The organism is Streptomyces sp. SX-6 (assembly GCF_059089585.1).
The window spans coordinates 1-12,569 of record NZ_JBTHHU010000013.1 but is presented as its reverse complement, the minus strand read 5'-3'; the positions used below and the strand labels follow the sequence as shown (position 1 = coordinate 12,569).

General features: G+C 69.3%; 12 protein-coding genes and 1 pseudogene. 4 read left to right on the top strand and 9 right to left on the bottom strand.

All coding sequences use genetic code 11. The annotated features are described in order from the left end of the window. Nucleotides 1–57: 57 nt before the first annotated feature. Complete coding sequence (locus ACV530_RS17800) at nucleotides 58–1,137, bottom strand: NHL repeat-containing protein (protein WP_494333487.1); 1,080 nt, start codon at nucleotides 1,135–1,137, stop codon at nucleotides 58–60. Nucleotides 1,138–1,389: 252 nt separating this feature from the next. Between ACV530_RS17800 and ACV530_RS17795 the strand changes: the two genes are divergently transcribed. Continuing rightward, nucleotides 1,390–2,397: a phospholipase D-like domain-containing protein gene (locus ACV530_RS17795; protein ID WP_494333486.1), complete on the top strand. Its 1,008-nt coding sequence runs from the start codon at nucleotides 1,390–1,392 to the stop codon at nucleotides 2,395–2,397. Here the strand turns inward: ACV530_RS17795 and ACV530_RS17790 are convergent. Continuing rightward, entirely contained in the window at nucleotides 2,363–3,271 is a 909-nt protein-coding gene (locus ACV530_RS17790; protein ID WP_494333485.1) for an EamA family transporter, read from the bottom strand. The genes ACV530_RS17795 and ACV530_RS17790 overlap by 35 nt on opposite strands. Before the next feature lie 110 nt (nucleotides 3,272–3,381). Here ACV530_RS17790 and ACV530_RS17785 point away from each other — a divergent pair, with 110 nt between their 5' ends. After that, nucleotides 3,382–4,287, top strand: a complete 906-nt coding sequence (locus ACV530_RS17785) for a LysR family transcriptional regulator (RefSeq protein ID WP_494333484.1) — start codon at nucleotides 3,382–3,384, stop codon at nucleotides 4,285–4,287. Between the two features lie 239 nt (nucleotides 4,288–4,526). Next, a complete protein-coding gene (locus ACV530_RS17780; RefSeq protein ID WP_494333483.1) occupies nucleotides 4,527–5,858 on the top strand; it encodes an RNA-guided endonuclease InsQ/TnpB family protein in 1,332 nt (443 codons plus the stop codon). Between the two features lie 134 nt (nucleotides 5,859–5,992). On the opposite strand, the gene ACV530_RS17775 is transcribed toward ACV530_RS17780, so the two are convergent. Further along, nucleotides 5,993–6,652, bottom strand: a complete 660-nt coding sequence (locus ACV530_RS17775) for an MgtC/SapB family protein (RefSeq protein ID WP_494333482.1) — start codon at nucleotides 6,650–6,652, stop codon at nucleotides 5,993–5,995. A 203-nt stretch (nucleotides 6,653–6,855) separates the two neighbouring features. Between ACV530_RS17775 and ACV530_RS17770 the strand changes: the two genes are divergently transcribed. Continuing rightward, on the top strand, nucleotides 6,856–7,230 hold the full coding sequence (locus ACV530_RS17770) for a hypothetical protein (protein ID WP_494333481.1): 375 nt from the start codon (nucleotides 6,856–6,858) through the stop codon (nucleotides 7,228–7,230). Here ACV530_RS17770 and ACV530_RS17765 read toward each other — a convergent pair. From ACV530_RS17765 to ACV530_RS17740, 6 genes and pseudogenes are all read right to left on the bottom strand, one after another. Then, nucleotides 7,205–8,203 carry an alpha/beta hydrolase gene (locus ACV530_RS17765; protein ID WP_494333480.1) on the bottom strand — a complete coding sequence of 333 codons (999 nt, stop codon included), beginning with the start codon at nucleotides 8,201–8,203 and terminating at the stop codon, nucleotides 7,205–7,207. The two genes, ACV530_RS17770 and ACV530_RS17765, sit on opposite strands and share 26 nt — an antisense overlap. Before the next feature lie 26 nt (nucleotides 8,204–8,229). Further along, on the bottom strand, nucleotides 8,230–10,182 hold the full coding sequence (locus ACV530_RS17760) for an ABC transporter ATP-binding protein (RefSeq protein WP_494333479.1): 1,953 nt from the start codon (nucleotides 10,180–10,182) through the stop codon (nucleotides 8,230–8,232). 253 nt (nucleotides 10,183–10,435) lie between these two features. Continuing rightward, nucleotides 10,436–11,002, bottom strand: a complete 567-nt coding sequence (locus tag ACV530_RS17755) for an orotate phosphoribosyltransferase (protein WP_494333478.1) — start codon at nucleotides 11,000–11,002, stop codon at nucleotides 10,436–10,438. Then, nucleotides 10,999–11,244 carry a hypothetical protein gene (locus ACV530_RS17750; protein WP_494333477.1) on the bottom strand — a complete coding sequence of 82 codons (246 nt, stop codon included), beginning with the start codon at nucleotides 11,242–11,244 and terminating at the stop codon, nucleotides 10,999–11,001. The genes ACV530_RS17755 and ACV530_RS17750 overlap by 4 nt, the downstream gene beginning before the upstream one ends. A gap of 225 nt (nucleotides 11,245–11,469) precedes the next feature. Beyond that, a complete protein-coding gene (locus ACV530_RS17745) occupies nucleotides 11,470–11,943 on the bottom strand; it encodes a DUF7848 domain-containing protein (RefSeq protein ID WP_494333476.1) in 474 nt (157 codons plus the stop codon). A 513-nt stretch (nucleotides 11,944–12,456) separates the two neighbouring features. Then, nucleotides 12,457–12,569: pseudogene (locus ACV530_RS17740) on the bottom strand (IS5/IS1182 family transposase); the annotation flags it as partial.

Sequence of the window (12,569 nt, the reverse complement as noted above, 5' to 3'; positions counted from 1 at the left end):
CCGGGGCTGAGGCACGGGCCGCACGACACGGCTGCACGGTACTGGTTCGAAAAGCGATCAGCCGGTCGCCAGCTGCGCCACCTTGGCGGTCGCCAACTCGGTGACGAGAACGCTGCGTTGCAGCGGTAGCACACGATGCGCCTTGCACCGCTGCGTCGGCAGTGCGGCGTACTCCTCCCCCACGATCCGCGTCCACGACGGGTCGAACCGCACCCGGATGATGACGTCCCGCACATTGTCGGAGACGATCGACGACCCCAGCAGCCACATGCCGGACGGGCCGAAGGCCAGGTGCAGCAAGCCCGCCGAACGTCCCTGCGGAGCGCGCAACCGGTGCCAGGTGATCCGCCCGTTCCCGTCGATCCGGCCGAACGTGCCCGTCCCCGCCTCGGCCGTGCCGAGCAGCACCACCCAGACGCCGCCGGGCCCGCTGATCAGCCCGACCGGTGTGCTGCCCCGCTCCGCCGGGACGGGAATCTGCGCCGTACGCCCGCTCCGCGGGTCGATCCGCAGCACCGAACTCGAGCTGTCCTGGCTGACGTAGAAGTCCCCGCTGATCGGGTGCCGCGCGGCGAAGATGGGCTGGCGCTTCGCCTCGAAGAGCCGGTAGTGCGCCGGACGCGTGTGGTCCAGGGCCAGGACCTGGCTGCCCTCCTTCAACGTCACCCAGAGCATGTCGCCGTACTCGTGGACGTAGTGCGGCCCCTGGCCGCCGCCCGGGATGCCGATCTCCCGCTCGATGCGCGGCGCGGCGTCGAGCGCGTCCGCCCTCGGGTCCACCAGCAGCAGCCGGTTACCGCCCTCGTGCGTGGCCCAGATCCTGCCGGGGTGGCGCGTTGACACCGCCAGGCCGTGCAGCATCGCGTCCGGCTCCCCCAGCGCAAACGCCTTGGCGCCCGTCACCCGCTCGGTGTGCGGGTCCAGACGCAGCTTCACCAGGCGGCTGTTGGACATCTGGGACACCAACGCCATAGGTTTGCCGGGCAGTTTGACGATCTCGTGCGTCTCCTTGGCGGACGGCAGCCCGTACTCCACCACCGGACGACCGGCGGCCGCTGCCGCCGCCGTTTCCGGCACCCCGAACACAGCCGTGCCGCCCATCACCATCAGCCACTTCTGAAACGTACGGCGGTCCAACTGGCTCCCCCTCGTGCACAGTCGCTCGTCGACTGGGCCATGGAAGCGGCATGCCCGACAATCGGCGGAAAAATACGACGGATTCACCTGTGTAGGTGAGCGGTTTTCGGCAAGCAGATTTGTCGTGGCTATGCCAAAAATTAACCTCCGGCATCTACCCGCGTAAACTCCGCCGGTCGCAGCATGGGCACTACGCGCCCCCCGGGCGCCCCGCAAGCCCCCCACCGCCCATGCACATGACCGGAGTTCGGCATGTCCTTGCCTCCCCCTGTCCGCCGGGCCACCCTCTCGGCGGGCGCCCTGCTGCTGTCCTCGATATCCGTCCTGGCCGCCTCCAGCGCCGCCCAGGCCGCCCCCACCTCCGCCTCCGCCTCCCCGCTGCTGGTCTTCCCCGACCAGGACCACAGCGCGGTCTACGACTTCATCAACTCGGCCACCAGGTCAGTGGACATGACCATGTACGAGCTGCGCGACACCAAGGTCGCCAACGCCCTCGTGAGCCGCAAGAGAGCGGGCGTGAACGTGCGCGTCGTCCTCGACGCCAAGCACACCTCCGTGAACAAATCGGCCTACCAGGCCCTCAAGAAGGCAGGCGTCGGCGTGGTGTACTCCTCGTCCGACTTCGTCTACACCCACCAGAAGACCGTCACCGTGGACGGCGCCAAGTCGCTGATCCTGACGGGGAATCTTGACTCGAAGTACTACGCGACCGGCCGTGACTACGGCGTCTTCGACACCGACGCCGCCGACGTCGCCGCCATAGAGAAGGTCTTCGACGCGGACTACGCCCAGGACGACGTCACCCCCTCCGACGGCGACAACCTGGTGTGGTCGCCCACCGATTCGCAGCAGCGCCTGCTGGACCTGATCAACGGCGCCCAGCGCTCCCTCGACCTCGAGCAGCTGGAGTTCGGCGACAAGGCCCTCGTCGACGCCGTGGTGGCGGCGGAGAACCGCGGCGTCACCGTCCGGGTCGTCGGCATGAACCCCGACAAATACGGCGACTACTTCGACCAGGTCAAGCAGGCCGGCGGCACGGTCGTCACTTTCTCCTCCACCGAGGGCCGCTACATCCACGCCAAGGCGATCGTCGCCGACTACGGCACCCCGACGGCCAAGGTCTTCGCCGGCTCGGAGAACTTCTCCGACAACTCGCTCAACAACAACCGCGAGCTCGGCCTGATCGTCAACAGCCCGGACGTGCTCAACGGCATCGAGTCGACCGTCAAGACCGACTTGGCCGACGGAACGCCCTACTGAACCACCGTCCGTACGCCAGCGGCGAGGCGGGGCGCGACGCGAGCGCGACACCGCCCACCAGCAGGGCCCCGGCGCACCAGCGCAGGGGGCCGACCGGCTCGCCCAGGAGCAGCGCCGCCGACGACATCCCGAAGACGGGCACGAGAAGGCTGAACGGCGCGACGGACGAGGCCGGGTAGTGGCGCAGCAGCAGGCCCCACGCGCCGAAGCCGAAGACCGTGCTGACCCAGGCGACGTAGACGATCACGCCCGCACCGTTCCAGTCCAGCGAGCGCAGGGCGGCCAGGTCGCGGTCCGGGCCCTCGAAGAGGAACGAGAGGGCGAGCAGCGGCAGCACCGGCACGGTCGACACCCACACCATGAAGTTGAGCGGGTCGGGCGGTGCGGCCTTGCGGGTCAGCACGTTGGACACGCCCCAGCAGACAGCCGCGGCGACCGTCAGCGAGAAACCGAGCAGCGAGCCGCCCGCGCCCTGGTCGATCGCCGTCAGCGCGATCCCGGCCAGGGCGACCGCCATCCCCAGCACCTTTCTGCGGCCCGGCCGTTCGCCGAGGAACAGCAGCGCGGCGACCGCCGTGAACACCGCCTGGGCCTGGAGCACCAGCGACGACAAGCCTGCCGGCATGCCCTTGTTCATCCCGATGAACAGCAGCCCGAACTTGGCCACGCCGAGGACGAGTCCGACGCCCACCACCCACTTCCAGGCCACTTTGGGGCGGCCCACGAAGAACACGGCGGGCAGCGCGGCCACCAGGAAGCGGAGGGCGGAGAAGAGGAGCGGCGGGAAGTGGCCGAGCCCCACCTCGATGACGACGAAGTTGACCCCCCAGACGGCTGCGACGAGCACGGCGAGAGCGATGTGTACGGGACGCATGCGTCGAGGATCACCAGCGGAGACCCGTTAGCACCAGCGCGGATGTCTTCATGATTGAATTAAGCCCTGCTAATGCATCGCTAACGCATCGCCACGGAGGGGACACCGGCATGCTCGACCTCGCCCGGCTGCGCGCACTGCACGCCGTCGCCGTCCACGGCTCGGTCGCGAACGCCGCCGCCGCGCTCGGCTACACGCCGTCCGCCGTCTCGCAGCAGATCACCAAGCTGGAGCGGGAGACCCGCACCACCCTCCTCGAGCGCCGCGGCCGGGGCGTCGCCCTCACCGAGGACGCCCGCCAACTCGCCGCCACTGCACAGGAATTGCTGCTGATCGTGGAGCGCGCGCAGACCCGCCTCGAGGAGCGCAGGGGGCAGCCCGCCGGAAGGCTGGAGATCGGGGCGTTCGCGACAGCGGCGCGGGGGCTGCTGCCCGGCGTCCTCGGCGCACTGGCCCGCGCCCACCCGGAACTCGACGTCCGGCTCAGCGAGATCGACCCCCACGTCTCCGTCGACCTCGTCGCCAAGGGTGTCATCGACCTGGCCGTCGCCCACGACTGGGACATCGCCCCGCTGCCCGCCCCCGACGGCGTCGAGCACGCCGTCATCGGTGACGACCACTGCGACCTGCTGGTCCCCACGGACCACCGGCTCGCCGGACGTACGTCGGTGCGCCGTTCCGACCTGGCCCGAGAGCAGTGGATCTGCCAGCCGCCGGGCTCGTCCTGCCACGACTGGCTGGTCCGCACCCTGCGCACCAACGGCTCCGAGCCCGACCTGCGCCACCAGGCCTCCGAGTACCAGACCCAGCTCGCCCTGGTGGCCGAGGGCCTCGGCGTCGCCCTCGTCCCCCGGCTCGGCCGCGGCCCGCTCCCGCCCGGCGTGGTCGCGGTGCGGCTCGACCCCGTACCGGTCCGCAGGCTCTACGCCCTGTGGAGAGCCGGCGCCGCGCGCCGCCCCGCGATCACGGCAACGGTGGCGGAGCTACGGGGCCGTTGGGCAGACACCGGGAAATAGAAGACGAGCGCCATCGTGGCCGCGCTCGCCAGGCATGCCACGATCCCGGCGGTGTCGAGTGCCGCGTTCGGCCTGATCACCACCGGGCCGACACCTACGACGCCCGTCACACCCCGGACGAGGCGCCAAGCGGACAGGCTCTCGCGGAGGATTGTCACAGCCAGGACGGCGAAGATGGATGATTTTCAGGGAGTTGACCAGCTCCGAGATAGCGGCCTTCGGGGGAAGTTCCCCAGGTGATGGATGTGGCTCATGTCACCATAAAACAACGGTACATTGAGGGTGTGAAGGCGGACTTGGGGCGTAAGTACCGGGCGTATCCCACTGGGAGTCAGGAGTTAGTCCTGACCGGGTGGGGGCACACCGGGCGCGCTTTGTGGAATGTGGCCCTGGAACAGCGTGTGTACCTATGGGAGCAGCGCCGGTACACGCTGCGGTCCGCCGAGCAGTGTAAGCACCTCACCCGGGCCCGCGCCGACATGGAGTGGATGGGCGACCTTCCGGCACAGGCCGGGCAGCAGATCCTGCGCAACATGGATCGGGCGTACGACAACTTCTGGAATCCGGAGCACCCGGCGAAGTTCCCGGTCCGCAAGAAGCGCGGGCACCGGCTGTCGATCCCGTTCCCAGGGCAGGCTGTTGAGGTCCGCAAGATCAACCGCAAGTGGGCCGAGGTGCGTATCCCGAAGCTGGGATGGCTGCGCTTCCGTCTCTCCCGTGCCATCGGCGGCACGATCCGTAACGCCACCATCAGCAGGGACGGTAACGGCTGGCATGTCTCCTTCGGCGTCCACACCGGGGCCAAGGCCGTACGGCCGAACGGCAAGCCGGGCTGCGGAGTGGACTTCGGTGTCGCTGCCTCCGCGTATGTGTCCACCGAGACAGCGCCTCGCCTCATGCCGCCGACCCTGACCGACGCGGAGAAGGCCCGCCTCAAGTACCTGGAGCGCACCAAGGCCCGCCAGATCACCTACGCGAAGAAGCACAACGCAGGCAAGTACAGCCGCAGGCTGAGGAGGACGATCGCCCAGATCGCGAAACTCAGGACCCGGCAGACCGGCCGCCGCCAGGACTTCACGCACAAACTCACCACCGGCCTCGCCAAAAACCACGGCATGATCGGTATCGAGGACTTGCGCGTGAAGAACATGACGGCCTCCGCCAAGGGCACCGTCGAACAGCCGGGCAGGAACGTGCGCCAGAAGGCCGGGCTCAACCGGTCGATCCTGGACAACGCCCCCGGAGAACGGCGACGTCAGCTGGAGTACAAGGCCCGCCTGTACGGTTCGGTGCTGGTTGCGGTGCCCGCGTTCCATACCTCCAACACGTGCGGCAACCCCGCCTGTGGAAAGGTCGATCCCGAATCCCGGCCCGGCTGCGGACGCCTGTTCTCATGCGTCCACTGCGGGCACGAGGACGACGCCGACCACAACGCCTCGGTCGAGATCGAGGCCCGAGCCCGCCGGACCGGTGGCTCGGTCATCAACAGCACGCGCAGCGCCACCACGGCGCGAGTCCCGGCCCCGCGCCGGAGGCGGATGCGTGAAGCCTTCCCGGCCACCTGCGGGTAGCCGAAGGGAATCGCCCCCGTCAAGGGGGCGAGGATGGTCAAGTCATAGCCGTTGCCGAGACAAACAGCTTCACTCGGGCCGCCGAACGATGTTTGGTCGTCCAGTCTGCCCTCAACACGCCATGAGACCGGCGCTCAATCCCCTTCCGGCTCGGTGCGGCGGCACACCAGCACCCCGGGAACCGCCGCCAGCCGCGTCGTGAGGGCATCGAAGTCGCCGTAGCCCTGCACCAGCAACGCGATCTCCACCGCCTGCTCGGTCTCACGGCCGACGGGGCCGGTGATGGTGCGCAGCTCGTGCACGGAGAAACCGGCCCCCGTACACCGGTCCAGCAACTCCCGCAACAGGCCCCGCCCTTGCAGATAGACGATCCGGTACCCGGCCGTCACACCGCCCCGGGCGGGCAGGCGGGCCAGCAGCGGCTTCAACGCGTACGAGATGGCGAGGTACGCCGCGACGGCCAGCGCGGCCAGCAGGGGCAGACCGGCGGCCGCGGCCGCCCCCACCCCCGCGGTCAGCCAGATCGTCGCCGCCGTCGTCAGCCCCTGCACCGAACCACGGTGGACGAAGATGACCCCCGCGCCGATGAAGCCCAGCCCCGACACGATCTGCGCCGCGACGCGCGACGGGTCGAGCACCACCGTGCCCGCATGCACCACATCGGTGAACCCGTACTTGCTCACCAGCATGAACACCGCCGCTCCGCCGCCGACCGTGGTGTAGGTCCGCAGCCCCGCCGCCTTGTGCCTCATCTGGCGTTCGAGCCCGATGATCCCCGAGAGGAGCAGCGCCACCAGGAACTCCGCGATCTGCGCCCAGCCTTGACCAACCGGCTCATTCGCCCAAATAACTGCCATACCGGCTCAAACGATTGATTTCGCCGCGCGCTACGGTTCCGGTTCGACCAGCACACGACCGTCCGGGACTGTTTTCAGCAGAACAGGGCAGATTGTCACCAAGAGTGTGGACTGAACAGCATTGTCCCAGGGGGGAATTCATGCCTGACAACGACGCGGTCCGCAGCGGGAGTCCGGACTCCGCGGTCGACCGGGTGGCCGACTTCTACGGGGCCTACATCGACGCCGTCTCCGACGGCACCGACGACCTGTCCGACGAGCTTCGTGCCCACTACCTCACGGAGGACTTCCGGCAGCGGCTGGCCGCCTGGGAGGAGGCCAACCACGCCGACGGCGTCCTGCGCGCCCAGGACGTGCCCACCCGTTGGGAGGTCCGCTATCACGATTCCGGTGCCGGGCACCTGTTCACCACGGTCACGCTCACCTGGGGCACCGGCCCGGATGCCGGGCACACCCGGCTGGCGGTGCAGAGCGATCTGAGCACCAAGCTCATCTCGGACATCGAGGAGGGCTGACGAGGATGCGCCGGAGCCAGCGGGTACGGGCGTCGCGGGCGTCCCGGCTGAGAGCCGCCGACGGCGCGAAGGTGTCGAAGCCGTGGAAGGCCCCCGGCCAGACGTGCAGTTCGGCTTGGCCGCCGGCCCGCCAGATCGCGTCGGCGTAGGCCACTCCCTCGTCCCGGAAGGTCTCGGCCGACCCGACCTCGATATAGGCCGGGGGCAGCCCGGACAGATCCGTGGCCCGAGCGGGAGCGGCGTAAGGCGGCAGGTCCGCAGCGCCGTACCGGTCGCCCAGCAGCGCCTGCCACACGGTGGCGTTGGAGGTTCGGTCCCAGGTTCCGGCCCCGTCCATCTGGTGGCTGGAGAAGGTGTTGTCACGGTCGTCGAGCATCGGGCACAGGAGCAACTGCCCGACCGGCGCGGGCCCGCCGCGGTCCCGGTTGAGCAGGGCGAGTGCCGCGGCGAGTCCGCCGCCGGCACTCTTCCCTCCTATGACGATGCGGTTCGCGTCGATGCCCAGCCGGTCCGCGTGCGCGGCCGCCCAGAGGAATCCGGCGTGGCAGTCCTCCAGCGGTCCGGGGTACCGCGTCTGCGGCGCCAGCCGGTACTCGACAGATATGACGGCCAGTTCCAGCGTGTGAGCCCATTCGCGCAGCAGCTGCGGAAGGACGGACCACGCGTTGCCCATGATCATGCCGCCGCCGTGCATGTAGTACAGCAGCGGCAGCGGCCCGGTGATCCCGGCGGGCCGGGCGCTCACGAGCGTGACGTCCGGACCGCCCGGTGCTCCCGGCACGCGCAGCTCGTCCACCTCGAAGCGGCCGTCGGCCCGGAGATCCTGAACCGAGGGCCTGGGCCGGACCGCGGCGTCCCGCTCCTGCCGGGCCGCGAGGTTCTCCGGAGTGAACGGCTCCCTCACCGCGTCGCCCAAGGCGGCCAGCGCCACGGCCAGTTCGGGGTCGAAAGGGGGCACTCGTCCGAGATCCATACGACGTAGTCAATCATCCGCGTCAATCATCCGCCGATGCCGTTCACACGGTCTCCCTCCTTGCGGGGCGCGCGGGGTGCGGGGACGGTCCGGGCGTACTGGGCGGCCTGGAGTTCGTACATCTCTCGGTAGTGGCCGCGGTCGACGGCCATCAGCTCGGCATGCGTGCCGGATTCGAGCAGCCGGCCTTCGTGCAGGACGTGGATCAGGTCGGCGGTGGCGGTCGCGGCGAGCCGGTGGGTGATCATCAGGACCGTGGTGCCGTCGTTCGTCAACTCCCGCAGCGCGGCGAAGGTTTCGATCTCCTTCTTCGGGTCGAGGGCGGCCGTCGGCTCGTCCACGATCAGCAGGGGCGCGTCGCGGTAGAGGGCGCGGGCGGTGGCGAGCTTCTGCCACTGCCCGCCCGAGAGCTTGACGCCGCGCTCGAAGCCCTTGACGGCGATGCTGTCCCAGCTGTCCGGCAAGTCCTCGATGACGCCGATGACATCGGCCTCGTCCGCGGCTCTCTCCGCCCGCTGCTGGATGTCACGGCGCGGGACGGTGGCCCGGCCGATGTGGATGTTCGCCCGTACGGTCATGGGCCAGTGCGCGATCTCCTGGGACAGGACGGCGATCCGGTCGAAGACCTTGTCGCGGTCGGCCTCGCGCACGTCCACGCCGCCGAAGGCCAGGGTGCCGCCGGTGGGGAGGTACAGGCCGGCGACGAGGCCGGCCAGGGTCGTCTTGCCCGATCCGTTCTCCCCGACCAGGGCCACCACCTTGCCCTTCGGGATCGTCAACGACACGTCCTCGAGGGCGTGCCGGTCCGCGTTGGGGTAGCGGAACGAGACCCGGTCGAGGACCACATCGAACCCGTGCTCCGGGACCGGCCGGCCGCCGTCCGGAATCGCATGCTCGGCGGTCAGCGCGCATGCCTGGTCCAAGTCGGCCAGGTACATGGACTCTTCGACCATGTGGTTGAACTGCATCACGAGACCGGCGAGGTATCCGGTGGAGGTACGGATGGCGATCACGGCCGTGCCGGCCGCCGCCAGTGGCATGCCGCCCGAGGTCAGCAGGAACCACAACAGCCCGTACGCGCACAGCCGTCCCACGCCCGAGGCCGCGGACCCGGCCAGTTCGGTACCCGCCTCCGCCTTCGCCAGGCGCGCCTTCTCCCGGGCGGCCGTGGCCGCCATGTCGGCGTGCGCGTCCATCAGCAGCTTGCCCGCGCCGTGCACCCGCACCTCGGCGCTGACGTCGGCCCGCGTGATCGGATACGTGATCGTGTCCACCGCGCGCGTGTGGTCGAGCCACACGTGCATGGACGCGTACGTACGGCGCACCACCGCGACCGCGGCGAGCCAGCGGGGCACGGCGATCAGGGCGAGCGCGGCGACGAGCAGCGGGTTGAGGAGAGCCAGCACCACTGCCGAGGCGGCGAACCCCACGAGGTCGTGCAGGATGTCCACCGCGTAGCGCAGCATGCGCTTGACGGAGTCCGTGCCGTAGCGTCCTGCCGCCAGGACCTTGTAGATGTCCTTGTTCTCGAGCGCGGCCATCTCGCAGCGCGCCATGCCCCGGTAGTAGCGGGCCGTATAGGCCAGTTCGATCTTCGGGTACAGGCGGCCCGCGTACATCACCGACCAGCAGCCGAGCCCCACCGACACCGCCGAGACGGCCCCGGCGGAGAGCAGCGCCGGCAGTGCCTGGCGGAGCCGGTCGGTGGTGGGGCCGGTGGCGAACAGGTGCACCAGCACCTGGTTGGTGGCCACCAGCCCGAACGCCGTCATCAGCCCGGCCGCGAGGTTCGCGCCGAACACCACGAGGAGCGCGAGGCGGTCCACGCCCCACGCCACCTTGCAGACTGTGGCGAGAATCGACGGGAACTGCTTGGCCATCGACCACAGCGACATCCGCAGCAGCGGGTCCTCGTAGACCGCCCACTTCTTGTCGTGCCGCAGCGCGCCGGAGAAGAGCAGCTTCTCGCTCTCCGACAAGGGCGCCTGGTCCCGTGCACGGGAGTTCCCCCACAGCCGGCACCGGGTCTGTTTACCGCCGGACGAATCCTCCACCTTCCGTACTCCCTCCCCTTGGGCAAAGAGCGCCATGACGAAGGCACCCGGTGCTCAACCGGGTGTTCGTTCGGAAGGTCACGGCGACAGCGCTTTGTATGCAGCCTGGAGAAGGTTTCGGCCACGTGGGTCGGCGAGGCCGAGGTGGGTCATCCGGTTGTCGGCGCTCTCTCGCCTGCTACTTGTTCAGCAGGGCGGTTGCCTCCTGAGCAGCGACGACCAGGGCTTGGCCAAGTGCTTGCGAGCGTCGGCCACCGGCGCTGGCGAGCGGTCCCTTGCCCCCCCCGGAACCGCCGCCAACCGCTCGGGCTGGCCCGGCGAGCAACTGGCTGGCTTGGATCCCATCCTGGTGCAGGTGGGGCGAGACCGCGGCGCCCAGCAGGGCCTTGTCGTCGAGTTCGGCCCCCAGGTCCTCAACGGGCGCGCCTTCGACCTGCTGTTGCGAGCCGTAGCGTTTCGGGGCCCGCCGCAGGAACGCGGCGGGCAGGCCGGTGACCGCAGACAGGGCGACGACCAGCGGGACACCGCCGAGCTCGACCCCGGCGAGGGCATCGGCCCCCGCCGGGACCAGGGCAGCCATCGCGTCGGCGACATCGTGCAGCAGGAACGGGTCACCGGCGAGCCGGTACTCGTCGAAGTAGGCGTCCAGCATTCGGCCGTCAGCCAGAGCGAACGGGCCTGTGACGCAGGCGACTTCGGCGATGCGAGACGGCAGCGTTGGCGTTACACCCGTGGCGGTGGTCATGCTTCCCCCTGCGATGGTGGGTACAGGTGGGCGAGTTCGGTGGCGAACAGGGCCGCCGAGGCGATCGGGGTGAGGAACCCCAGTGGCCTGGTCGGCGACTCGAACAGCCACTGCTCGCGCTGGAGGAAGGCCAACAGGCGAAGGGCAGTGGGGCCGGCGAACCAGACGGGAACGGCACGGATGTTGCCCGCGTAGTAGACGGCGGCGGTCAGTTCGTGCAGGGTGCCGACCCCGCCGCCCATCGCAACCACCAGATCCGCGCGGGGGATAAGTGATAGACACCCTGGACCTGTCCACCCCCGTCACCCTCCCTCACTCTCCGCCACCGTAACAGAGCGTGAAGCGGCCCCCGCCGTGTCGACGGGGGCCGGATGTGGGGCCCCTGCCTTGAGCTGACAGGGGCTCCGCTGCCCGCCTCCGGCTACCGGCCGTGGGGGTACCCGGGGCAGGTGTCTAGGGGGTGTTTGTCACCTCACGGGCACTGCTCGCCAGAACCGGTGAATGAGCTCGCGGTAGCCGGTGTGGGAGGGGTTGTGGTCGACGTGGATCAAGACCCACTCGCGTACCGTCCCGAAGTCCTCGCTGGCTTCGGATGTGGCGTGACAGGTGGTGCATTGCAGTTCGTGGATGATCTTTGGGGCTTCCGGCGCCGTCTCGGGGCTGATGGTCCAGTCGGCGATACGCATCAGGGTCATCCCCTTGCCTGACCTGTCGCCGGTGTTGGCGATCTGGACTTTGGCCCTGAGCTTTTCGGCGTCCGTTGCGGGCCGGATGCGGTTGGGCTGGGCTTCCCACTCCCTGCCGCCTCGTGGCGGGCGTAGCTGGTAGCAGGGGCCTTCACGGCCCATGACTTGGCCGATCTCGTCCCGCCTGGTGTCCATGACGAACGAGCCTGTTTCGTGAGCCTGTTGGGGGGTGCGGCGTGGGAGTGCGTCGTTCATCGGCCCGCCTTCCTGCCGCTGGCTTGGCGGGTGCGGATGTCGATGCCGTGGGGGGTGGCCCACAGCATGAGGTCGCCCTGGAAGCCGGGCGTGGGGGTTGCAAGGTGGTGGCAACCGCATCGGGCTTTGGGGTCCGGGTGAGGGCGGTGAGCGGGGGGTGTGGGGCTGGTGCGGGGGTGTTGGCGTGCTGGTGGGGTGTGCTGGCTTGGCGGAGCCAGCGGCGGATACGGTGGACCATGTCAGCGCTCCTCTACGGCGTTGGCCACGCCCCGGGGCCGGTACGACGGTCGCCGGGGTTTGAGCTAGTCATGAGTACCGGATCTCAAACCCGTCGCGGGAGTTGACCGGCGTTGACTATTCTCGGAGGCACTGGTCAACACCTTGGAGTTGTCATGAACGACTTCGCTTCCCGCGCGCGAGCCGCACTAGCGTCCGAGGGGCTGACCATGAGGGCTGTCGCACGCGAACTGAAGTACGATCCCGCCTACTTGTCGAGGGTACTAAGAGGATGTCTCACGTGGTGATCTTGGCGAGTTTCTTGTAGCAGGTGAGGGCGGCCGCGAGGCCGAGGAAGGCGAGGAAGTGGGAGCCCTTGCGTTCGTACCGGACGGTGAGGCGGCGGTAGC